Raw genomic sequence first — 22,981 nt, 5'->3', positions numbered from 1 at the left:
TATGAATTACAATTTCCTGTTATATTTGTAAATATAAACGTCACACGATTATGCCATCCAGTCAGGAATTGTTATTTATTTTGATCATCGCCGGCGCGGTAGTGCTCGTGATTTGGACTTTGAAAGACACTTTGAAGAAGGGAGAAAAGAAAGAGAAGGAGAAAGAGGAAGAGAGCACGCATCCCAAAGGTGAAAATCCCAATATTGTTCTGCCCTTACAATTGCAGGCATACGAGCGGATCATTCTATTTGTTGAGCGTATAGCTCCTCAGAACCTGATCAGCCGTGTGAACCAGCCGGGCTTTACTGTACTGGACATGCAGATCGGCATGGTATCGAGTATCAAATCAGAATACGACCACAATGTTTCGCAGCAGATATATGTAACGCCTACTGCCTGGGAAGCTGTAAAAACGGTGAAGGAACAAACCATTTCCATCATCAACCAGCTGGCACTCAAACTGCCGCCAGATGCACCTTCCATAGATCTGAACAAGCAAATCCTTGAACTGTTCATGCTGCAACCGGAATCACCTTCCGATATTGCTTCGGAGATCATCAATGCGGAAGCCCGTAAACTGATGAAACGGTAACAGCAACTTAACGATATCAAAAAAGAGGGTCCCGGTTTTACCAGGACCCTCTTTTTTTATTTCAGATGCTTTTTGCGGATCATCTCATTCAGCAGATATCCATGCCCGTTGAAATTAATATACAACGGCTCGGATGCATACCAGGGTTTCCCTTTCTCCTTACGGTGCACCTGGATGTGGAGGTGAGGCTCAGTACTGAAACCGGAATTGCCCACGCAGGCCATTGGCTGCCCAGTCTTCACCTCATCCCCTTCCTTCACTATCACACTCCCTTGTTTGAGGTGCCCCATGAATACATAATATTCCCCGGCATCAATCAATACGGCATTAGTATTCTTCGGCCCGCGCTTCATATTCGGTGGGATATTATCCGGATCATCCCCATGTGCACGGATGATACGGCCCGAACAGGGGCTATACACCGTATCCCCGAAAATGGCATAGTCTTCCAGATTTTTGGAGAAGACGGTATTGGCACGGTTTCCCCAGTCGTTCAGCCTTACAATATCCATTGCATAGATAGCCCCCCGCAGGCTGAAATGGAATACGTTGGACGGAAGGCCTTTCCCGCCCTGCAACACGAAATAACGGCCCTTCTTCATGGGAAAATCCAGCTCTACGGTCCGGGGGGTACCTGTAGTTCCGGTGAAATATAAAACTACGGCTAATGTAAGGAGTACAAAGAAAGTGAGTCTTACAAAAGGTGTGCGCCGGGGCAGATCGGTTTTTCTACGGATCAGGAAATAGCAGAAAAGACAAACGTATAAACCTCCGAAAACATATTTGAGATAAATGCTCCCATACACCCAGGTGCCATACAGGTAAACGAAAGCCGCCAGCGCCAGCGATACCAGCGATGAATAAACGATGTCGGGGAATGGCCGCCGGGCGCCACGCCGCACCATCAGGATGCTCCATAATGCCAGTCCAACCGTGAGTCCAAGCAACAGATAGGTAATCATAAGCCAGTCAACAAAATTTCCCGCAATTTATCGTTTTTACCCTAACATTGTAAATATGGAAAAGCCAATCAAAACAGATTCGGGAATCGAAATCCGGCCCTTATACACCACACCGGTTCCGATGGACGAGCTACCGGGTCGTTTCCCTTTCACCCGGGGCATCCACGCCACCATGTACCGCGATAAACTCTGGACAATGCGTCAGTATGCGGGCTTCAGTACTGCCGAAGAATCCAACAAAAGATATCATTTTCTCCTGAGCCAGGGCGTAATGGGCCTCAGCGTAGCGTTCGACCTCCCTACCCAGATCGGGTATGATTCCGACCACGCCATGGCAGAAGGTGAAGTGGGTAAAGTGGGCGTAGCCATCGATTCGCTGGAAGATATGGAAACGCTCTTTGCCGGCATTGAGCTGGAGAAAGTATCTTCTTCCATGACCATTAACGCCACGGCATTTATCCTGCTTGCATTTTATGTGGCATTAGCTAAAAAACAGGGGGCCGATCTGAAGAAGATTTCCGGCACCATCCAGAACGATATCCTGAAAGAATATGCCGCCCGCGGTACGTTCATATATCCGCCGCAACCATCTATGCGGCTTATCACTGATATTTTCGACTATTGCAGCCATGAAGTACCGAAATGGAATACAATTTCCATCAGCGGTTACCACATCCGTGAAGCGGGCGCCAACGCCGTACAGGAGCTGGCTTTTACGCTCTCCAACGGCAAGGCTTACCTGAAGGCCGCCCTGGAAAAGGGGCTTGATATCAACGTGTTTGCCAAGCGCCTCAGTTTCTTCTTCAATGCACATAACCATTTGTTTGAAGAAGTGGCGAAATTCCGTGCTGCCCGTAACATGTGGGCACATATCACCCAGAACCTCGGCGCCACCGATCCTAAAGCGCAAATGCTCCGTTTCCATACCCAAACCGGTGGCAGCACCCTCACTGCCCAGCAACCACACAACAACATTGTGCGTGTAGCCGTGCAAACCCTGGCTGCTACTCTGGGCGGCACACAGTCACTCCATACGAATGGATTTGACGAAGCCATTTCCCTGCCTACGGAATCAGCCGCCCGCATCGCCCTCCGCACCCAGCAGATTGTAGGGTACGAAAGCGGTATTGCTGACACGGTAGACCCGCTGGCAGGCTCCTACTACGTGGAAGCCCTTACCAAAGAAATGGAAGAACGCGCCTGGGAGCTGGTACATAAGATCGATGCCATGGGCGGATCTGTCAGCGCTATTGAACAGGGCTTCATTCAGGACGAGATTGCCCGCAGCGCCTATCAATACCAGCAGGAAATTGAAAGCGGCGAAAAAATCATTGTCGGCGTTAACAAATTTGTAGTGGAAGAAACCGCGGATACCGAGGTATTCCGGATCGACGACAGCATCCGTAAACATCAATCCGATAAACTGGCTTCTCTACGTGCCCGGCGCGACAACGTAAAAGTGGAAGCCCTGCTGGCCGCCATCGCCGAAAAAGCGCAGACGACAGAGAACCTCATGCCCCTGGTAGTAGAAGCCGTGGAGCATTATTGCACCCTTGGCGAAATCGCTGATACCCTGCGGAACGTATGGGGGGAATACAAGGGGATTTAATTTTGTTATATTGCAGCCAGTTTTTTTCACCACATGAATCGTATCGAATATCAGCAGTGCCCGGTTTGCCAGTCTGACCGCATCAGTCATCAACTGAGCGCCAAAGACTTTACCGTGTCGCTGGAAAAATTTGACATCTGGGAATGTGCCGCATGTACGGCCCGTTTTACCCAGAACATCCCTCCTATCGAAGCAATAGGCGCGTATTACCAATCCGCTGAATATATCTCCCATTCAGACACCCGCGAAGGCCTGATCAACCGCATGTATCACAGCGTGAGGAAGATCACTATGCGCTCCAAGCAAAACTGGGTCAAAACGGCGGCTGGCGTTAAGTCCGGCAACCTGTTAGACATCGGTAGCGGTAGCGGGGCCTTCCTGCATCATATGAAGCTGCTGGGCTGGAATGTAACCGGACTGGAACCTGATGGTGGTGCCCGCGAAAACGCGAAGAAACTCTACAACCTCGACACCCTTCCCATTCATGAGCTTTTCACTCTGGAAGAAGGACAGTACGACTGTATCACGCTATGGCATGTACTCGAACATGTGCACGACCTGCAGGGCTACCTCGAAAAAATACGAAAACTCCTGAAGCCCGGAGGTGCCCTGCTGATTGCAGTACCCAACTATACCAGTACTGACGCACGTATATATGGCGAATACTGGGCAGCCTACGACGTACCGCGCCACCTCTACCACTTCTCCCCTGTTTCCATGGACGTGCTGATGCAGGGCCATGGTTTCCAGATAAGGGCGAAGTACCCCATGGTATTTGATGCATTCTATGTAAGCCTGCTCAGCGAGAAATACAAGTCCGGGAAAGACCGCATGATTGCTGGTGCCTGGAACGGTTTCCGCTCTTACTGGAAAGCATGGCGGCATGTCAACAAATGCAGCTCTATCGTGTATGAGATGAAGGTGTAGCACTTACCGGCAGCTTACCCCTTACCTATGAAAAAAAAGGAATTCAGAACACTGATCCTGGGAATCCGTCAAAATGCGGACAACCTCATCCCGCTGTTTAAGATCCGGAACAGATTAGCCGCAAAAGGTTACTCACCGGACATGATAAAGGAACTCATCAGCTACTGCATCCCTGATCAAAAAGCGTATTCAGGAAAAGTAATAAAGGCATGGCTGGCGATTTCCCTTTCTTTGCTGGCGATAGCTATGATAATTGGATTTTTTCTCTGGTGGAAAATCCTGCAGTTACCGTTCAAAAAGTTCATCGAAGATCCAACTGAGTTCCTCGTATTTTTCACTATCGTTGCATTCACAATAATCGGACTCTACCTTTACTTCACGCTCCGTAGAAAATAATTAAACCCCTCCGGCCAGGCCGGAGGGGTTTAATCTTTATGTGCAATTACTGCTATTAATTCAATACTTCCGCCAGCTTCTTTTCCAGCGCATCACCACGCAGGTTGCGTGCAATGATTTTGCCCTGGGGGTCGATAAGGAAATTCTGCGGGATACCGCGGATGCCATAGAGGCGCGCCACTTCATTGTCCCAGAATTTGAGATCGCTCACCTGCGTCCAGGTCAGTTTATCATCTGCGATAGCTTTCAGCCATTTGTCTTTGGCATTGGGCTGATCGAGCGATACTCCGAGCACGGTGAAGTTTTTGCTTTTATACTTATCGTAAGCTGCTACCACATGCGGGTTTTCTGCACGGCAGGGTCCGCACCACGAAGCCCAGAAATCGATCAGGGTGTATTTACCGCGGAAGTCCGCCAGTTTAACCGGCTTGCCTTCTGTATCGTTCTGTGTGAATTCGGGAGCCTGTGCACCAATCGCTGTGGCCTTCCAACCCGTCAGGGTTTTAGCGAAAGCTTCACCGCTGGCGCCTTTCTGCACAGCAGGAGCGAAGGATTTGTAAAGTGTTTCCAGTTCATCGATATTATCGGGGAGGGAACCGGCGTATGCCTGCAATGCGTCCAGTGCAATGGGGGATTTGGTATTTGCTTTAATGAATGCCAGCTGCGCAGCTTTCTCTTCTTTCCGGATGGCTTCGTATTTCGCGTTCAGTCCTTTCTGGAACTCTTCCGATTTACGAACATCGGGTGCCGCATCCGCATATTCCTTATTTACAGCCTCATACTGGGGCTTTGTGAACTTAAGGGCATGCTGATACCGGGTGAAGTCTTCATTGAGTTTACCGCCCTTTACGGAGGCGTCGCTGAGGCCTTTATCGCCCTTCACAACGATATCGCCTTTCTCCAGGTACAGGCTCAGCATATCCTGGCGCATGGCCATGGCTTTACCGGGAACGGGAATGGCGCGTACTACCAGCGTACCGCGTACTGCGGAGGGGATGGTGCCTTTGAACTGGAAAGCGCCGCCTGTCAGTTCCGAAGAGTCAGTAATGTTCTCTGCACCTTTACGGTAGTACAGGTAAGCTTTGGAGGGTTCTTCCGGGCTGGCTATCTGCCCTTTGATCTGGAAGGGAATGTCCTGCGCCAGGAGCGATATTGGCAGCAGCATCCCCGCAATGAGGAGGGTTTGTTTCATGATGAATGTGCGGTTTTGTTGTTAAAACGGTCGGTAATCGAGCGGTACATTCCAATGAGGATTATACTGCAGGATGGTATTGGCTATATTGAAAATGAATAAATCAGAATCCACCGCGGCTTCAAACGTTTCTGTGCCCAGTTTGTGAACGATTTTCGCTTTATGCCAGGGCTTACCGGCATCAGGTACAAAGCGTTTAAGATCCAGTAACCGTTTGATACCGCTGGCAGGCAGCTCTCTCCTTCTTTCTTTGAGCACTTCTGCGATCACTTCATCCTGCGTGCCCATGGCTATTGCCGGGGTACCCGTTTTGTAACGGTAGCGGCGCAGGAGGTTCAGGTCGGTGATGGCCTCAGCCAGTTTACCGGTCCGCGCATAAGCTTCCGCACGCATCAAAAGTACTTCCGGATAAGTGAAGCCCGATGTCAGCTGGGTTTTGGATCCACGATAATACTGAATCCGCTGGCCGTCATTGTAATCTACGCCATTATACGATGTTTTGTACCCCGGGGCTGTCAGAAAAAAGTAATTATACCGTAAATCATTAGCCGCATCGAAGAGAGCAATGTATTCTTCCGAAGGGTAACTGCTGGACGAGCGCCCCGCACCACGGTCTTCCGACCTGTACAGTAATATCTCACGGCTGTTAACGGCTTCAAGGAAGTTATCAGGTGCCTTGATGGTACTGCTGATGGTGTTGGCCGGGTTAGTCCAGCTGAAATCATTGAAATTGTAGATTACCTTATCCGGCCCCCCGCTTGCCGTGGCTCCCGTCCAGGCGAGGTTGGCATAATGAGCTGCACTGTCGTACTTACGGGTCCAGAGGTGATAGTAGGCCAGCATGGCCTGTACTGCGGTCTTATTCGCACGCGAAGGCCAGTTTGTAGCCACCGGAGCATCCGCGAGGGCAGCGTGGAGGTCTTTCCCGGCAAGCCGGAATACTTCTTCCTGCGTGGAGAGGTCTACCATCGGCGCATTGATGTCCGAATTGGTGACATACGGAATGGTACGGGCGTTGTTGGCTGCTCCGGGTTTGTAAACCGGGCCATACAGGAGGTTGTGCAGGAAATACTGGAAGCCTCTGCCTGCGAGGGCCTGCGCCAGTACGGTGCGGGCATACTGCCCGTCTTCCGCCCCAATAGATTTCAGGCTCCCGATACCATCGATCACATTGTTATAATAGGAAGCCGCGCGGTAGGTGCCCCAATCCCAGAAGTAATCCGAAGTGTTGGGGTTGCGGTAAGGCTTGCGGAAGGTATAAGCATAAAACCGGTCGATGTTGGGATGGTTATTGGCTTTATAGGCTACTTTCCCCATTCCTTCAGACAACTCGAGGTTATCGTTCAGATAACCGGCCATGCTGCCGCCGTTATTATCCAGGAAGATGTATTGCACCGTCCAGGTATGGTCGAGCAGATGATCGAAATCCGCTACTTCGGAAGGGATCAGTTTCCCTTTGGGCTTTACGTCGAGATATTTGTTGCAGGCGGTTGTTGCCAGGCCTGCGAATATGATAATGATATAGAATCGAATCTTTGTCATGCTGCCGGTTTTAAAGTGTGAACATGATGCCTACATACAATTCAGGACGCAGCGGCAGCGAGGTGAAGCCCTGCTCCGTAAAGGCGCCTGTTCCGCCGGAAGTATTGATCTCCGAAATCTCAGGATCGCGGCGGTCGCTGTTGGCAGTGATCATCACCAGGTTGCGCGACTGGAAATACACCTTGCTGTCTTTGATACCTGCGCGCTTCAGGATAGACTGTGGTAATGTATACGCGAAAGTAACATCGCGGAGCTTGGCGAAATTGGCGCTTTCCACCAGCACATCGCTGTAGGGGAAGTAGAACATATCCATATTCCAGGCAGTGAGCTTAGGATAGATGGTATGTGCTTCGTCGCCGGGTTTGCGCCAGCGTTCTGCCACATGCTTGTTGATGTAGTTGGAACCTGTAAAGGCATCTCTCCGCAATACGTTACCCGTGCGGGCAATAATCATGAATGAGAAGTCGAAGTTTTTGTAGGAGAAGGTATTCGTCATACTCATCACATACGGTGGCCGCAGGGTACCTGCGTATACGAGATCGCCTACTTTGGCATTTCCTCCCCCTGTTTTCTTCCCTTCACTGTCGTAGAACTGTGCCACACCGTTATTATCGAGCCCTGCATATCGGTACGCATACAGTGCATCCAGCGGGTCGCCTTCTTTACGGATAGCTGCGTTGGTAAGACTGGAAGGATATATGTATGCCACATTATATTCCTTCACGGTATTCTTGTTATACGCGAAAATAAACTGACTGTTCCAGATGAAATCCTTCTTCTTCACCACATCTCCTTCCAGTGAAATCTCAAATCCCTGGTTGAGGATCTTACCGGCATTCTTCACCTGGCTGGTGAAGCCTTTTGTGGGGTCCATGGCGTCGGAAGCAAGTACATCGGTACTCAACTTACGATAGTAGTCCAACGTGAGGCGCAGGCGGTTATTGAAAGCGCCAATATCAGTACCGGCATTGAACACATTCGTTTTTTCCCAGCGCAAACTGTTGTTGGGCGGAGAAGAAATGTTGTAGTTCACATCACCGGTAAGGATAGAAAATGAGGTGGGCGCGATGATGAGGAAGGGCCCACTGGTGAGGGAGATGTTCCCGTTTACACCATATGAACCACGGATATTGAGTTTATTGATCCAGGCTACGTCGAAGAATTTCTCTTTGCCGAGCTTGTAAGTACCGCCCGCGCTCCATAAGGGTTTGTAACGGAATTTGGGATCGGTGCCGAAGAAGTTGGTCTGGTCCAGCCTGATAGAACCACTCAGGATAAAACGCCCGTCGTATTCATACGATCCGTTGGCATACCAGCTTACGAAGCGGTTATCACCGAAGCTGATGGAACCGATGGAAGCAGAGGGCCTGTTGCCACCCAGCATATCACTGTTATACAACCCGGCATTGTAATCCGCATGGTTGAATGTGGCGAAAGTACCTGCCTGATCATTGTATCCGAAGCGGGTGGGATAAGTATTGTTATCGGTTTTAGCCTGACTGATCTCCATACCTGCAATGGCCGCCACATAGTGCTTCAGGCCAATGTTGCGGTTGTAGCCCAGCTGACCGCGCAACATGTAGTACTGCGTAGCACCACGGCTTTCATTCACCATGGCGCCATCCGGAATATAATGTTTGGCAGGATTGGCGATGGAAGTGGCATCGCTGAAGCCGAGGCGCATGCGGTAAGAATTCTTGTCGTAAACCGAGCGGGAATTGGTATACCCTCTGGACCAGTTACCACCCAGCTCAGCGGTAAGGCCATTTATAATCGTGGCCTGCACATTACCGCCGAAGCGTACAAGGAGGTTCTGCGTATTGGTGGTCTCCAGCATGAGATCCTCGAGGGGATTATAATACAATGGCTTAAGGCCGGGGATCAATGCATAACGCTCATCACGCTTCACGTTGCGGGTGAAGAGCTGTGAGGGATTACCATCTGCATCCACTACCGGACTGTAAGGCTGTACCAGCGATGTGGAAGTAAAGGCGAACAGATCGCTCCACTGCCGCACGGGCGCTTTGGTAGTAGCATAGTTCACGTTTGTGAAGAGGCTCACACCGAGGTTCTTCACCGGCCGCCAGTCGTTCTTGAAATCAAGGATCAGGCGGTTATCGCTGTTGCCGATGGTATTGTTATCGTTGGTAATGTAACGCAGGGCTGCATTGAGTGAATTCTTTTCATTACCGCCGGAAAGCGAAATATTATGCTGCTGGTTGAACTGATGGCGGAAGTAATTTTCTTCCAGCAGTTTGCCGGCATCGGTATTCTTCAGCTGGTTAATGCGGTCATCCACTTCTTTCTCCGTTTTCCAGCCCTGGTTCTTCGCCAGCAGGAGGTAATTCACTTCGCTGAGCGACCCGTAGGTATTGTAGGTATTGAGGTACGAGGAGGGATCCTGGTTAAAGAGGTCGGTTTCTGCATCGATGTAATCTGCAGGCGTAGCGCGGTTCAGGTAGCTTACCTGTGGTTTCAGGGTGATGCCGGTAGAACCCCTGTATTGTACGCGCATCGAACCAGGACGGCCCTTGCGGGTGGTGATCACGATCACCCCGTTGCTGGAACGCGCACCATAGATAGAAGCTGCCACTGCATCTTTCAATACGGTGATGCTCTCGATATTGTCGATGTTGATACTTTCGAGATCGCCCTGTGTGGGATACCCGTCTACTACCAGCAGGGGTTTCCTTTCGGCGGTGATGGTGGATACGCCGCGGATCTCCACATTCCCTTCCTTCGAAATTACCACACCGGCAGCCTGGCCTTCGAGGGCAGCCCTGAGATCAGGCCGCAGTTTGGCTTCGAGGCGGGCGGGGGAAATGAAGGAGAAGGAGCCGGTGGCTCTTTCAGCAGAAATAGTCTGATAGCCGGTGTTCACCACCTGTACGGCCTCCAGCTTACTGGATTCCGGCTGCAGGCGTATGTTCACAGCTGTACGGCCGCCCAATGCTACTTCCTGCCGGGTAAACCCTATGAAGGTGAATTCCAGCACGGCACCGGGGGCTACGCCTGTCAGCTGAAACTCCCCGTTCTCATTGGTGAGCGCACCACGTACGGAGCCTTTCACTTTTACAGATACCCCGGCCAGCGGTGCCCCACCGGCATCGGTAACCCGGCCGGTAATGGTAACGGCTATTTCTACCGGTGCTACTGCCCTTATCCTCGGCATAGCGAGGAGGATAACTGTCTTGTCTTCAATGGTAAAGTTGAGTCCCTGAGGTTCCAGTACCTGTTCAAGAACATCTCTTACAGGAAGGTCATTTACATTAACGGTAACGGGTACCGTGCGCGACATCAGATCGTTGTTGTAGAAAACTATATACCCCGACTGCCGCTGGATGGCTTTAAAAACATCCGTCAGTGGCGCATTGCGGACTGCCAGCGTTACTCTTTGAGAGCTCGCCGTAGCGCTTACATGCAGGAAGCCGGTCAGTAAGAAAATGGTTGATAATTTCATAGCTCTCCACAAAACTTTGTGTTGGTACAAAGCATCAAAAAAAAGCATAGATTTGACTTTGGTGATAAAAATTGGTTAAGCGTCAATTGTATCGCCCCCAGGCCGGTGATGTTAGCGCATCTCCGGTCTTTTTTATTTCGGGCAAATGGTTGGTGTCTGTAATTACTCTGTCAATAAGCAAATCAATTTTAAAGTGTGATATAATTATTTACTGAATGACGGTTATTACCCGCCCTTCTACCCTGAATTTTACCTGGTAATTCTCCAGTATACGGAGTACGCTGGTGAGTGGCAGGCTCCGCTGCATTCCGCCTCCGAAGCGGAGTTTCGATACATCCGTTTCATAGCGCACTTTCACATCATACCAGCGTTCCAGTTCTTTCATCACCGTTTCAATATCCGCATCGCTGAAGTTGAAGAATCCGTTCTTCCATGCTACTGCCTGATCGGTATCACAGGGCCGTATGCGTATCTGTCCGTTCAGTTGCACTGCCTGCTGCCCGGGTGCCAGCTTCTTCATATTTACAGCCACAGCGCCTTCCAGCAGCGTTACCGCAGAGGCTGCTCCGTCATAGGCGGAGATGTTGAAGTGCGTGCCCAGTACCTGTACGTCTATCCCGCTTGCCGTTTTCACCATAAAGGGTTTCGATGCATCTTTCGCTACTTCGAAATAAGCTTCCCCGGTCAGTTCCACCTTACGTTCCTTTCCGATGAATGCGGTAGGGAAACGTAATTCGGATGCGGCATTGAGCCAAACGTTGGTACCGTCGGGCAGAGTAAGCCGGAACTGTCCTCCCCTTGGTGTTACAAGGGTGTTCCAGGCAGCCACGGTGGATGGTTCATCTCCCGTATAGGCTACCTGCCCGTTCTGCAGTTTACGTATCTGGGTACCGCCCTGTTGTGCCAGCTTACCATCGGCTGCAGCGTCGAGGTCTATAACCTGTCCGCTTGCGAGGGTCAGTGAAGCCCGGTTGCCACCGGGAAGTACATCATTCTTATACCGCCCTTCCATGGATACGGTTGCTGCGGGCATGTGCTCCTTATGCAGGTACATCCAGACCCCTGCTGCAACTATCCCTGCTACTGCTGCGGCGGCGGCCCATTTCCACCAGTAGCGCCTCACGGGTACTACCGGTGTTCCGGTATCTGCTTCAAGGATACGCTGCCGCACCGTTTCCCAACGTGCAGGATCGTATTCCCCGCTGCCACCGGCCGATGCTTCCATCATATCCGATAGCAGGCTTATGAAAAGAGCTTCATTACTTTCATCCTGCAACAATTTGCTGAGTTCCTCCGTTTCCGCCGTTGACATACGGCCATGGAGATGCAGACCAAGTAAATGCCTTAGTTTATCTTCCTGCATAAAATCGTAAGTTCATTTGTGGAATAGTGCCAGTCGCTCAGGGGCTAACAGCCCCGCTACTATATAAGAATCCGCCGGAAAGAGAAAGGACCTATCGGCCCGAAAAAATATTTTATTGCCAGATCAGCAGCAACAGGGTAATCAGCTGACCATGGCGCCCCAGGTAACTGCGGATATCTTTCAAAGCCAATACCAGCGTGTTCTTTACCGAATTAGGAGAAAGCCCCAATTCTTCCGCTATCTCCGGGATCGTCATCCCCTCCTGGCGGCTCATGGTAAAGATGCGCCTGCGTTGCGGTGGCAACTTCGATACTGCTTCCGTGATGAGGCGCCGCGTATCCCGCATAGAAATCTCGGCGGTCAGATTATCGTCTCCCTCCTCTCCCGATCCTGTATCTGCGCGCAAACGCATCTCCCGCGCTTCCTTCTTAAGCCAGGTATAACACTCGTTGGCCACCACTTTATACAGCCATGCCTTCGGGTGCTCTACGTCAGGCAGTTTATCGCGGCTGAGCCAGAGGCGAAGGAAAGAGGCCTGTACCACTTCTTCTGCGGCAGCCTGTTGCTTTACCATGCGGAGTATGAAAGGATAGAGTGCCGGAACGGAATGCCGGAAAAGTATGCCGAACGCTTCTTCGTCTCCATCACTGATCCGGTTAAACAGTTGGTTGATGTTAATAGGCAATAGTTCGTCCATGTATGCGCTGTGTCATCCGGTTTTGTGCTGTCAGATAAAAGTACAGAAAATGAAGTATTGTTTTCCGCAGGTACAAAAAAAAGCCGGTCAGCTATTGACCGGCTTTCCTTTTTAATATTATGCGTTACGCCGCCTTCTTGCGGACTGGCGCTACTTTCGCTTTCTTTGGATGCACCAGCTTCATCTCTTCGATGAGGTGTTTTGCACCTGCAAATTTATCAACTACGAATAATACGTAGCGGATATCCACCATGATATTACGACAGATGGATGCGTCGTAATTAATATCACTCATAGTGCCTTCCCAGGTACGGTCGAAGTTCAGGCCGATGAGGTTGCCATAAGCATCCAGGGCCGGACTGCCGGAATTGCCGCCGGTAGTATGGTTGGAGGCGATGAAGCATACCGGCATTTTCCCATTTTGTCCGTACTGACCGTAATCCTTGCTGGCATACAGTTCACGGAGCTTTTCGGGTACGTCGAATTCATAATCGCCCGGTTTGTATTTCTCCATCACACCGTCCAGCGTGGTCATGAAATCGTATTCCACGGCATCGCGGGGCGCATAGCCGCCTACTTTACCGTAGGTGAGGCGCAGCGTGCTGTTAGCATCGGGGTAAAAGCGGCGGTCTTTCAGCACATCCATCTGCGCCTGCATATAACGGCGCTGGAGGCGGTTAATATCCGGCACTATCGCATCGTATGGCTTGCTCACCAGTTCGGAATAGCCATTGCGCAGGGCAATGAGGAAGCGTGTGGCGGGGTCTTTCCAGAGATCCGCTTCCACTGTGGCATACGGCCTGTCTAAGAACGCCTTTAGCGCCGCGTAGCTGGTAAGGGCCGATTTGCTGTAGAGGTGATTAGCGGTGGTACGCCCGTCTTTATTCGTTTCCATCCATATCTGGTAACCTTCGCCACCGATCTTGTTGGAGGGCACTTCCTTAAAATAAAGATCAAACAGCGCAGCGGCCACATCCCGGTCTACGTCGTTATTATAATTCTTAAAACCGGATGCTGCCGTGGCAAGGAACCTGTCGCGCAGGGCGGGATACTTATCCTCGCCTTTGTTACGCGTATCCTGTATCATATTCACGAGGCTATTGGCCAGGGTGAGCATTTCCACATTGCGGACCAGTTCCGTGTAATAATCGCGGGCTACGGCGTAAGGCGCCAGGTCTGTATATAACTGGTTGAGCGAATCCAGCAGGGTACCATATTCGGAATTTGCACCTGCCAGCTGCCGGAAGCGGGCTTCGTATGCCAGTTTACGCTCAACACCTTTCGTTTGGCGTACTCCCTGCATCTCCCCGATCCATTTCTTCCATGCGTTGGCTGTAGATGCCTGTTTGGCGGCGTACTGGATCTTTATCTGTTCGTCTTTACGCATGTACCCGTCGATCACTTTGAGGGCCGCATCCCGTATGCCTACGCGGGCAGGATCCTGTCCTTCCACGAGAAGTTTCATGGCATTGGAGGGCAGGTACTCGCTGGTGCGGCCGGGGAAACCGAATACCATGGTAAAATCGTTTTCCGCCACACCGTCGAGCGATATGGGCAGGAAGTGTTTCGGGCTCAGGGGCACGTTTTCAGTGCTGTAATCGGCCGGTTTATTGTCTTTACCTGCATATACGCGGAAGATGGAGAAGTCGCCCGTATGACGGGGCCACATCCAGTTATCGGTATCTGCACCGAACTTACCGATGGAAGAAGGCGGGGCTCCTACGAGGCGGACGTCTTTATAAGTCTCGGTTACGAACAGGAAATACTGGTTGGCTTCGAAGAAGGGCTTGATGAGCACTTCCTGCCAGGATTCCTTTACCGCGCCGGATTTAATACCGTTAAGGTTTTTATCGATGGCCGACTGGCGCTCTTTTTCACTAAGTGAAGCGCTTACGCCTGCCAGGGCCTGTTTGGTCACATCTTCGATGCGGACGATAAATGTAGCTGTAAGGCCCGGGTTGGGCAGTTCTTCGCGGAGGTTACGCGCCCAGAATCCCCTGTCGAGGTAATTATTCTGGAGGGTGGTATGCTTCTGAATTGCGTCGAAACCGCAGTGGTGGTTAGTGAGCAGCAGCCCTTTGGAGGAAATGATCTCTCCGGTGCAAAATCCGCCAAAGCTTACGATGGCATCTTTCAGGCTGCCTTTGTTTACATTATAAATGTCGGAAGCGCTGATTTTCAATCCCATTCCTTTCATCTCCTTTTCATTCAGCGAGCCCAGCAGATGGGGGAGCCACATCCCTTCCGTGGCGGAAGCAGTGAAGTTGGCGGCGAGTAAGGCCCCCAGCATTAGGTATAGCCTGATAGTTTGACGCATAAGTTTGATTTGGTGAAACAAAGCGGCAATTTAAGGAAAGCGCGGAACATGAAAAAGGCCGTCCTGTTAAGGGACGGCCTTTATGATATGCGGGAAATGTGCATTAAAGGTGGATCGCCTCGCCGTAAGCCGCTTCAATGGCATCTTTCACCGCTTCAGCCATGGTTGGGTGCGGGTGGATGCTGTTCAGCACTTCCTGATAAGTAGTTTCCAGGGTGCGTGCGGTAACGGTTTGAACGATGGCTTCAGTTACGTTGGCACCAATCATATGGGTACCCAGCCATTCGCCGTATTTAGCGTCGAAGATCACTTTTACGAAACCTTCGGTAGCGCCTGCGCCTACTGCCTTGCCGGAAGCGGAATAAGGGAATTTACCCACTTTCACTTCGTAGCCTGCTTCTTTTGCCTGCTTTTCGGTATAACCTACTGAAGCGATCTCAGGTGCGCAATAAGTACAGCCCGGTACGTTGTTGTAATCAACAGGCGTAGGCTTATGATGGAATTTCTTCTCGTTGTAAGCAATGGCTTCCACAGCAATGATGGCTTCGCGGGAAGCAACGTGTGCCAGGGCCTGACCGGGAACGATGTCTCCGATAGCGTATACACCGGCTACGTTGGTAGCGTAGTATTTGTCTACCAGCACTTTACCCTTGTCGGTTTTAACACCGAGGGTTTCCAGTCCGATGTTTTCGATGTTGGCGGAGATACCTACAGCGCTCAATACCACGTCTGCTTCCAGTGAAATTTCGCCGGTGGCGGTTTTCACCTTGGCTTTAACGCCGGTTTTGGTAGCTTCCACTGCCTCTACGGAAGAATTGGTCATAACTTCAATGCCTTTCTTCTTGTAGATTTTCTCCAGTTCTTTGGAAATATCTTCGTCTTCTACCGGAACGATGCGCGGCATGAATTCAACGATAGTCACTTTTGTGCCCATGGTAGCATAGAAGTAGGCAAATTCAACGCCGATGGCGCCGGAACCTACCACGATCATGCTTTTAGGCTGGGTGGGGAGGTTCATGGCCTCGCGGTAACCGATGATGGTTTTACCGTCGATCTTCAGGTTGGGGAGCTCGCGGGAGCGGGCACCGGTAGCCAGAATAATATGTTTTGCTTCGTGCACAGTAGCTTTACCGTCTTTATCGGTTACTTCCACCTGGCCTTTTGCTTTCAGTTTGCCATTGCCGAGGAGCACGTCGATTTTGTTCTTCTTCATGAGGAACTGAACGCCCTTGCTCATTTTGTCAGCCGCTCCACGGGAGCGTTTAATCACCGCGGGAAAATCAGCCTTCGCTTCGCCTACGGTCACGCCGTAATCTTTGGAATGCTGGATATATTCCATTACCTGCGCAGATTTCAACAATGCCTTGGTTGGGATACATCCCCAGTTCAAACAGATACCGCCTAAATTCTCACGTTCTACTACCGCTGTTTTGAAACCCAGTTGTGAAGCCCGGATAGCCGCCACGTATCCACCGGGACCACTACCAATTACGATTACGTCGTATGCCATATTGCTTGATTTTTAAAATAAACGTGGCAAATGTAGTAAAAAAAAGGAAAGGTAGCTATGATTCCACGGCAGACATGACAATGCCGGGATACATCATTTGCCCGGGCATAAAAAAGGCCCCCCTTCCGGAGAGCCTTCCAAATATCTGTAAGCCGCTGTTAGCGAAGATCTACCACTTCCACACCGGGGTGTTTCTTTGCGTCGAAAGTGAACATATCATCGGTTACCGTACCATTGGGCTGGAAACTGCTGATTTCGTATGTATAGCGGTTGCCGTTTTTCTCAAAAACCTTCATACGTGCCAGCGTCTGGGTTTTCTTGTCCACATCCAGCAGTACTTTAAAGAAGGTTTTGGATTTATCGGTCGGCGTCAGCTCAATATTCTGCAATACTTTACCTTTTTCGCTGGTTTCCCCGTTCAGTTTGTACAGGAAATCCTTGTCGTAGAAGTTCGTGAAGATCTTCGCGGGGGTCATGCCCTGGCTGCTCTGGTCCACATTGTTAATGGTAACCTCATTCACGTCTTTAGCGTAGGTCCAGGAAGTTTTATTATCGCTGATAATTTCCTGGTCGCCCATCACCACCTTATATTTCGCTCCTTTCAGGTAAACTGCTCCTTTCTTGGAATCGGTCACACTGTTGTTGGCGCCTTCCACCTTCAATACAAAATTGGCGATAACAGATTTCAGGGACTTGAATTTTTTGCTCACATTGTCCAGCACCACCTTGGCTTTGGGGTCGCTTTTCCCCTGTTGTGCCATGGCGCCGCTCATCAATCCGCAAAGAATCAGGCCCGTAAATACCGTTTTCTTGATCATTCTGTTCATTTTAAGTTAGTTCTCAGGTAAGATAGACAAATGCTGTGCCGATCCGTTTAATTAGCCCTGTTAAAGAATTGCAAAATTATTACAAATTATGTTTATAACATACTGTTAAGGATCTCTTCGAGGTCTGCTTCTGTTTTCACATTCACTTCCCGGGCCTTGCTTCCCATATTGGGGCCTACGATACCGGCAGCCTCCAGCTGATCCATCAGTCTGCCCGCACGGTTGTACCCCAGCTTCATCCTGCGCTGCAGTAATGAAGTGGAACCCTGCTGGTTCTGCACAATTACACGGGCTGCTTCTTCAAACAGGGGATCGCGGTCGGCAAGACTGAAATCTTTCCCTTCCATGTCTTTCTCATCAATGTATTCCGGCAGCAGGAAGGCATCCGGGTAGCCGCGCTGGCCACCAATGAACTCTGCCACGCTCTCCACTTCAGGTGTATCCACGAAGGCACACTGGAGGCGCACTACTTCCCCGTTAAAGGAAATAAGCATGTCGCCCTGCCCGATGAGCTGCTCGGCACCGCCGGTATCCAGGATGGTCCGGGAGTCGATCTTGGAAGACACCTTGAATGCGATACGCGCCGGGAAGTTGGCTTTAATGGTACCGGTAATGATATTTACAGAGGGGCGCTGTGTGGCAATGATGAGGTGGATACCTACGGCACGGGCCAGCTGTGCCAGTCGTGCGATGGGCATCTCCACTTCTTTACCCGCCGTCATGATCAGATCCGCGAACTCGTCTATCACCAGCACGATGAATGGCAGGTAACGGTGTCCTTTCAGGGGGTTGAGGCGGCGCTGTGTGAACTTGGCATTGTATTCACGTATGTTACGGGTACCGGCTTCCTTCAGCAGGTCGTACCGAACATCCATTTCAATACAAAGCGCGTTCAGTGTATGCACCACTTTTTTGGTATCGGTAATGATCGCGTCTTCCTCTCCCGGCAGTTTGGCCAGGAAGTGCTTCTCGATGAGCTTGTACAGGCTAAGCTCCACCTTCTTGGGATCTACCAGCACAAACTTCAGTTGCGAAGGATGCTTTTTGTACAGGAGGGAAACGAGGAGTGTATTGATACCTACGGACTTACCCTGCCCCGTAGCACCGGCCATCAGCAGGTGAGGCATTTTGGCAAGGTCGGCGATGAAGTTTTCGTTATCGATCTTTTTACCGATCGCGATGGGCAGATCCATCTGGCTGTGCTGGAATTTATCCGATGCCAGCATGTTCCGGAGCGATACGATGGTTTTCTTCACATTAGGCACCTCAATACCGATGGTACCACGCCCCGGAATGGGAGCGATGATACGGATACCCAGTGCAGAAAGGCTCAGGGCAATGTCATCTTCCAGGTTCTTGATCCGGGAGATGCGCACGCCTGCAGCTGGTACAATCTCGTACAGGGTAACGGTAGGCCCTACGGTAGCACTGATCTTCTGGATAGAAATATCGTAGTTCTTGAGAGTGTCGATGATCTGGTTCTTGTTCTTCTCCAGTTCTGATGCGTCCTGCACGATTTTATCCGACCCGTGGTTCTCCAGCATTTCGAGAGAAGGGTATTGATAATCGCGGAGGTCGAGGGTAGGCTCGTAAGGATCTGCCGTTACCGCTTCGCGGACAGGCACCAGCTCTTCCACTTGTTCGTCCGTAGGATCTTCATACACCGGTTTGATCTCGAAAGCTACATCATCCGTTCGCGGCTTTTTAGGCGCGGGTGGCGGTATATCGAGCTGGATGGGTGCCGGCGGTGCTTCAACAACCGGTTCCGGCTCAGGATCAGGTTCGTGAATTGTAAGTTTCAGCTCTTCCAGCGCCAGATCTTCCGGCTCTGGTTCGGGTAGGGGAACTGCCGGAGGAGTGTAGGTTGCAAAGGGCGCAGGTTCTTCTTTCTCGATCAGCTGCAGCTCACCGTCAAACTCCTCTTCTTCTTCCCGGAACACGGGTGCGCCATCACCTTTCAGCCCGTTGTTACGGGTGCTGGCGGCGGGTGCAAACCGGCTGTTATCTTCCTCCCCTTCATCTTCCGCTTCTTCTTCCGGATATGCAGGCACAACGGCTTTGGCAGGTTTGGCCTGCTTTTCGGGCCATTTAAAGTCGAGGTTGAATTTCCAGATGAGCCAGCAAATGCCGGATGTTATGAGCAGCAGGCCTGTACCGGTTTTACCGAGGAAGCCGCTTACCCATTTATTCAGCGCATCGCCCATGGCGCCTCCCCATGGGAAAGCAGATTTACCGGTGAGGAACGCGAAGGTCATGCTGAGAAACAGCAGGCCAAAAAGGATATATTTCACATTGCGCCAGAAACGGAAAACCCGCCGGCCAACAATGAAATTGATGCCTATGATAAAGAAGAAATAAGTAAAGAGGTACGAGGCTATACCAAAGCCTTTAAAGAAAAACCAGTGCGAGGTAAACGCACCCAGTCTTCCCAGCAGGTTGCCCACTTCCACATCGTCGCGGAAGAGTACGGAGGAAGAATAACGGAATACTTTATCCTGATCTTCTTCCCAGGTAAAGAGGTATGATGTGAACGCGATGAAGCAATACAATGCCAGCAGCAGGAAAACCGCGCCCAGCACTTTATGGGTGCGCTCATCCTTCACCAGCTCCCGCACTTTCACCTCCGGTTCCTTGTCCGGCTTAAGGACATCTGGACTGGGTGGTTGCTCTTTCTTCTTTTTTGGTTCTTTCTTCTCTGATTTCAGTTTGTTTCCTGCCATAATCGGAATCAAAATTAACTATTGCGGTGCCAATCGCGGAAATTATTTCCGGAGACCGGTTGTTTGCCGGATCCATTCGGTCATTTCGCCAAGGGCAGCCGGAGATATGGTTTCCGTCAGCGTCCGGTATTCCGTGAGCTGACAGGTTTTACATTGCTGAAAAAGATGATTGAGGCCCGGCAGCTCTTTAACAGTAGCTTTCGGAAGCCCTTCCCTCCATCCTGCAAGATGTACTTTGCTGATTACCTGGATGTCTTTATCGCCATTCAGTACCAGCACCGGACATTTCACTTTGGCAAAATAGGGTTTTGGATCGAAACGGACGATGGAAAGGTATTCATGTGTCAGATATTGTGACGAAACGGTTTGTACGAACCGGTCTTCATCCATCGCCTTTTGCGCCCCGGTGTTCTCCGCATACTGTTTTTTAGCGTTGCTGATGATGCGTGCTTTCAATGCCACGGTATCTTTTTCCTGCACAATTGCATCCATCATGGCACGCTGGTAGCCCAGCTGGGATTGGATAAGACTGTCGCCCGCATTATACTGGCGCAGAATGGCTTCCGTCTGGCTCATGATAAGCTCAGTGCCATCCACACCCGGGCCTGCCATGGATACGAGGAAGGAAACTGCAGGATTTTCTGCCGCCAGGATCAGTCCGATAGCACCGCCCTCGCTATGCCCTACCACTCCTATTTTCCGGGTATCCACATCCGCACGCCCCTTCAGGTATGTGAGAGCAGCTGCTGCATCGCGTGTAAAATCCGAGATATCGCTTCCCTTCATTTGTCCGCGGCTCTCCCCCACCCCACGGTCGTCGTACCGCAGCACGGCAATTCCATGCTTCGCAAAATGGTCTGCAATAACAAGGAAAGGTTTATGCCCCAGCAACTGGCTGTTCCTGTCCTGCGGGCCGCTGCCGGAGATGAGAATTACTGCAGGATACATACCGGGTGCATCCGGCCGGGTAAAGGTGCCTGCCAGCGAGATACTGTCTTTCGTATTGGGGAAATACACATGCTCCACATGATAGGCGTACTTGGGCATTGGTTCCTGCGGGCGCTGCTGGCCCCGGGCGGTAAGCCCTGCAACCATTACGACCCATAGCAGATAGCTGCGCATAATGCTGATTTTAATATTGTAAGCCGGGAATACTTCCCATAGCCGGGGTAAATTAACTTTTTTTCTGACTGTAAACAGAAAACCGAAACCGCTATAATATACAAACAGGGCGCAGCATTGTAATTGCTGCAGCCCTGCCGGTAAGTATTATTATTGTTCAGGTAAACTGTGATTATTTCTTCAGTACGCCAACGAGCAGGCATATCCATCCTGCGATAAACAGGAGGCCGCCGATGGGTGTAATAGCACCAATTCCCCGCAGGCCAACGGTTTCCGTGGCTTTAAGGAATGTGAGCACATACAGGGAACCGGAGAACAGGAGGATGCCGAGAAGGAACAAACGGCCGGCCCATATAAGGGATGGAGATGGCAGATGCGCATACAGAATACCCACGGCCAGCAGTGCGAATACGTGATAGAACTGGTAAGTAACACCGGTCTGGAAGGTGCTTACGGTTTCCGGCGGCACCAGTTCTTTCAGTTTATGAGCGCCGAAAGCGCCGAGTATTACGGAAAGGGCGCCAAGGGCGGCGGCCCATACTAAAAACGATTTATGCATGGTGGATCAGTTTGTCAAAAGTCTCCAAAGATATCTCATCGTCACTGATGATCACCTGACTTTGCTCATAATACGGCTGGCGCTCCAGCAATTTCTTTTCGGTAAAGGCAGCCAGATCTTCCGGTGTAAGGTCCTGGATCAGAGGGCGTTTATGCTGCTTGCGCTGCAGGCGTTCCACCATCAGTCCTACCGATGGGTTCAGCCAGATGGTTTTACCGGATTCGTTCATGAAATCCATGGTATCGGAAAAGCAGGGGGTGCCTCCGCCGCAGGAAATAATAAACCGGTCGTTATCCAGCACCAGCTCCCGCAGCAGTTTGCTTTCCAGCTCACGGAAGTAGGTTTCGCCTTTGGTATTGAAAATATCGGCTACAGGCATGCCTTCCGCTTCCACGATCACATCATCCAGGTCATAAAAAGGCAAGTCCCAATGCGCGGCGAGCTGCTTGCCCCAATAGGATTTTCCGGCTCCCATAAACCCCAAGAGAAAAATTTTCATTGCTGGTTCGGTTGTTTGTTTTCCCCGGCCGTCCAGGCGAGGCATAGGTTATTGTCGATGATGTATTGCAGATCCAGACAGGCCATCCTGTCATCTTTCAAAAAGTCGCAAACGAGCATGCCCGCCTGCTGAAGGGGGAAAGCCTGCAGCTGCATATTGGCTTTAAAATCCAGTCCGCCCAGTCCATACCATTTGTACACTGCCTCCTTGGCCGACCAGCAAACGGTCTGATGCTCCAGCCGGCGGTCGGGGTGGAGGAATTCTCTCTCCCTTCCGGCGAGGAACTTATGGGCTACTTTACCAATTTTAGGCTGCACGTTTTCGATATCGATGCCCACATGTTCGCGGGTGCTCACGATGGCGGCGGCATAATCTCCGCAATGCGAGATGGAAAAATAGTAAGGATTTCCCGGAATATACGGTTTTCTGGTGTCCAGTATACGAATCTCGTGAACGGGGAGGTCCGGGAACAGTTCTACGAGCAGATAGCGCCCCGCAAAATGCTGGAGCCGCTTATGGGGGTGATGGACGCCGGGATCGATAGTAACCCGTTCCCTGAAAAACCTTTCTTCTTCACCAATTTTCCACACTCCCAGCCGGGTGGCCGGATCTATTTGTATCGTTCGTATTAAAGCCATAAATTCGCCGCTTAAACGCGAATTTAACGGGAATTAAGCAACCGGCCT

18 protein-coding genes are annotated in these 22,981 nt (G+C 50.9%); 4 read left to right on the top strand and 14 right to left on the bottom strand.

Annotated features, from left to right (window positions below; all coding sequences use genetic code 11):
• Positions 1-50 precede the first annotated feature (50 nt).
• The gene (locus tag DEV76_RS15220) at positions 51-593 is read left to right on the top strand and encodes a DUF7935 family protein (RefSeq protein WP_109698779.1); all 543 of its coding nucleotides are present in this window, start codon (positions 51-53) and stop codon (positions 591-593) included.
• A gap of 56 nt (positions 594-649) precedes the next feature.
• Here DEV76_RS15220 and DEV76_RS15215 read toward each other — a convergent pair whose 3' ends face one another.
• On the bottom strand, positions 650-1,555 hold the full coding sequence (locus DEV76_RS15215) for a M23 family metallopeptidase (protein WP_109698778.1): 906 nt from the start codon (positions 1,553-1,555) through the stop codon (positions 650-652).
• A 55-nt stretch (positions 1,556-1,610) separates the two neighbouring features.
• On the opposite strand from DEV76_RS15215, the gene DEV76_RS15210 reads away from it, so the two are divergent.
• Genes DEV76_RS15210 through DEV76_RS15200 form a run of 3 tightly spaced genes read left to right on the top strand, consistent with a single transcriptional unit; the run spans position 1,611 to position 4,487 of the window.
• Positions 1,611-3,164 (top strand): acyl-CoA mutase large subunit family protein, encoded by a 1,554-nt coding sequence (locus DEV76_RS15210; RefSeq protein WP_109698777.1) that lies wholly within the window; start codon positions 1,611-1,613, stop codon positions 3,162-3,164.
• 33 nt (positions 3,165-3,197) lie between these two features.
• Entirely contained in the window at positions 3,198-4,091 is an 894-nt protein-coding gene (locus DEV76_RS15205) for a class I SAM-dependent methyltransferase (protein ID WP_109698776.1), read from the top strand.
• 27 nt (positions 4,092-4,118) lie between these two features.
• Positions 4,119-4,487 carry a hypothetical protein gene (locus DEV76_RS15200; RefSeq protein ID WP_109698775.1) on the top strand — a complete coding sequence of 123 codons (369 nt, stop codon included), beginning with the start codon at positions 4,119-4,121 and terminating at the stop codon, positions 4,485-4,487.
• Positions 4,488-4,542: 55 nt separating this feature from the next.
• Here DEV76_RS15200 and DEV76_RS15195 read toward each other — a convergent pair whose 3' ends face one another.
• The 13 genes from DEV76_RS15195 to DEV76_RS15135 form a co-directional block, all read right to left on the bottom strand.
• Complete coding sequence (locus DEV76_RS15195) at positions 4,543-5,679, bottom strand: TlpA disulfide reductase family protein (RefSeq protein ID WP_109698774.1); 1,137 nt, start codon at positions 5,677-5,679, stop codon at positions 4,543-4,545.
• Positions 5,680-5,700: 21 nt separating this feature from the next.
• Positions 5,701-7,221, bottom strand: a complete 1,521-nt coding sequence (locus tag DEV76_RS15190) for a RagB/SusD family nutrient uptake outer membrane protein (RefSeq protein ID WP_109698773.1) — start codon at positions 7,219-7,221, stop codon at positions 5,701-5,703.
• Positions 7,222-7,231: 10 nt separating this feature from the next.
• Positions 7,232-10,681 (bottom strand): SusC/RagA family TonB-linked outer membrane protein, encoded by a 3,450-nt coding sequence (locus DEV76_RS15185; protein WP_157962909.1) that lies wholly within the window; start codon positions 10,679-10,681, stop codon positions 7,232-7,234.
• A 208-nt stretch (positions 10,682-10,889) separates the two neighbouring features.
• On the bottom strand, positions 10,890-12,044 hold the full coding sequence (locus DEV76_RS15180; protein ID WP_109698771.1) for a FecR family protein: 1,155 nt from the start codon (positions 12,042-12,044) through the stop codon (positions 10,890-10,892).
• Between the two features lie 112 nt (positions 12,045-12,156).
• Positions 12,157-12,741, bottom strand: a complete 585-nt coding sequence (locus DEV76_RS15175) for an RNA polymerase sigma factor (RefSeq protein ID WP_109698770.1) — start codon at positions 12,739-12,741, stop codon at positions 12,157-12,159.
• A 124-nt stretch (positions 12,742-12,865) separates the two neighbouring features.
• Positions 12,866-15,058, bottom strand: a complete 2,193-nt coding sequence (locus DEV76_RS15170) for a S46 family peptidase (RefSeq protein WP_109698769.1) — start codon at positions 15,056-15,058, stop codon at positions 12,866-12,868.
• 103 nt (positions 15,059-15,161) lie between these two features.
• Positions 15,162-16,568 carry a dihydrolipoyl dehydrogenase gene (gene lpdA / locus DEV76_RS15165; protein ID WP_109698768.1) on the bottom strand — a complete coding sequence of 469 codons (1,407 nt, stop codon included), beginning with the start codon at positions 16,566-16,568 and terminating at the stop codon, positions 15,162-15,164.
• A gap of 158 nt (positions 16,569-16,726) precedes the next feature.
• Positions 16,727-17,395, bottom strand: coding sequence for a LolA family protein (locus DEV76_RS15160; RefSeq protein ID WP_109698767.1), 669 nt, complete (start codon positions 17,393-17,395; stop codon positions 16,727-16,729).
• 92 nt (positions 17,396-17,487) lie between these two features.
• Positions 17,488-20,115 carry a DNA translocase FtsK gene (locus DEV76_RS15155; RefSeq protein ID WP_109698766.1) on the bottom strand — a complete coding sequence of 876 codons (2,628 nt, stop codon included), beginning with the start codon at positions 20,113-20,115 and terminating at the stop codon, positions 17,488-17,490.
• Positions 20,116-20,157: 42 nt separating this feature from the next.
• A complete protein-coding gene (locus DEV76_RS15150; RefSeq protein ID WP_109698765.1) occupies positions 20,158-21,237 on the bottom strand; it encodes an alpha/beta hydrolase family protein in 1,080 nt (359 codons plus the stop codon).
• A 172-nt stretch (positions 21,238-21,409) separates the two neighbouring features.
• Positions 21,410-21,796, bottom strand: coding sequence for a DUF423 domain-containing protein (locus DEV76_RS15145; protein ID WP_109698764.1), 387 nt, complete (start codon positions 21,794-21,796; stop codon positions 21,410-21,412).
• On the bottom strand, positions 21,789-22,295 hold the full coding sequence (locus tag DEV76_RS15140; RefSeq protein ID WP_109698763.1) for a shikimate kinase: 507 nt from the start codon (positions 22,293-22,295) through the stop codon (positions 21,789-21,791). The genes DEV76_RS15145 and DEV76_RS15140 overlap by 8 nt, the downstream gene beginning before the upstream one ends.
• Positions 22,292-22,933: a 4'-phosphopantetheinyl transferase family protein gene (locus tag DEV76_RS15135; protein WP_109698762.1), complete on the bottom strand. Its 642-nt coding sequence runs from the start codon at positions 22,931-22,933 to the stop codon at positions 22,292-22,294. The genes DEV76_RS15140 and DEV76_RS15135 overlap by 4 nt, the downstream gene beginning before the upstream one ends.
• Between the last annotated feature and the right edge of the window lie 48 nt (positions 22,934-22,981).

The sequence above is a fragment of the Chitinophaga deserti genome, from assembly GCF_003149455.1.
Classification (GTDB): domain Bacteria; phylum Bacteroidota; class Bacteroidia; order Chitinophagales; family Chitinophagaceae; genus Chitinophaga; species Chitinophaga deserti.
This window is presented reverse-complemented; position numbering and strand designations above follow the sequence as displayed.

Bases quoted from the DNA above. Each gene is read 5' to 3' on its own strand.
- DEV76_RS15200 (WP_109698775.1), top strand. From the start codon at position 4,119: ATGAAAAAAAAGGAATTCAGAACACTGATCCTGGGAATCCGTCAAAAT.
- DEV76_RS15155 (WP_109698766.1), bottom strand. From the start codon at position 20,115: ATGGCAGGAAACAAACTGAAATCAGAGAAGAAAGAACCAAAAAAGAAG.
- lpdA (WP_109698768.1), bottom strand. From the start codon at position 16,568: ATGGCATACGACGTAATCGTAATTGGTAGTGGTCCCGGTGGATACGTG.
- DEV76_RS15195 (WP_109698774.1), bottom strand. From the start codon at position 5,679: ATGAAACAAACCCTCCTCATTGCGGGGATGCTGCTGCCAATATCGCTC.
- DEV76_RS15215 (WP_109698778.1), bottom strand. From the start codon at position 1,555: ATGATTACCTATCTGTTGCTTGGACTCACGGTTGGACTGGCATTATGG.
- DEV76_RS15170 (WP_109698769.1), bottom strand. From the start codon at position 15,058: ATGCGTCAAACTATCAGGCTATACCTAATGCTGGGGGCCTTACTCGCC.
- DEV76_RS15220 (WP_109698779.1), top strand. From the start codon at position 51: ATGCCATCCAGTCAGGAATTGTTATTTATTTTGATCATCGCCGGCGCG.
- DEV76_RS15210 (WP_109698777.1), top strand. From the start codon at position 1,611: ATGGAAAAGCCAATCAAAACAGATTCGGGAATCGAAATCCGGCCCTTA.
- DEV76_RS15145 (WP_109698764.1), bottom strand. From the start codon at position 21,796: ATGCATAAATCGTTTTTAGTATGGGCCGCCGCCCTTGGCGCCCTTTCC.
- DEV76_RS15150 (WP_109698765.1), bottom strand. From the start codon at position 21,237: ATGCGCAGCTATCTGCTATGGGTCGTAATGGTTGCAGGGCTTACCGCC.
- DEV76_RS15205 (WP_109698776.1), top strand. From the start codon at position 3,198: ATGAATCGTATCGAATATCAGCAGTGCCCGGTTTGCCAGTCTGACCGC.
- DEV76_RS15135 (WP_109698762.1), bottom strand. From the start codon at position 22,933: ATGGCTTTAATACGAACGATACAAATAGATCCGGCCACCCGGCTGGGA.
- DEV76_RS15140 (WP_109698763.1), bottom strand. From the start codon at position 22,295: ATGAAAATTTTTCTCTTGGGGTTTATGGGAGCCGGAAAATCCTATTGG.
- DEV76_RS15180 (WP_109698771.1), bottom strand. From the start codon at position 12,044: ATGCAGGAAGATAAACTAAGGCATTTACTTGGTCTGCATCTCCATGGC.
- DEV76_RS15185 (WP_157962909.1), bottom strand. From the start codon at position 10,681: ATGAAATTATCAACCATTTTCTTACTGACCGGCTTCCTGCATGTAAGC.
- DEV76_RS15175 (WP_109698770.1), bottom strand. From the start codon at position 12,741: ATGGACGAACTATTGCCTATTAACATCAACCAACTGTTTAACCGGATC.
- DEV76_RS15160 (WP_109698767.1), bottom strand. From the start codon at position 17,395: ATGAACAGAATGATCAAGAAAACGGTATTTACGGGCCTGATTCTTTGC.
- DEV76_RS15190 (WP_109698773.1), bottom strand. From the start codon at position 7,221: ATGACAAAGATTCGATTCTATATCATTATCATATTCGCAGGCCTGGCA.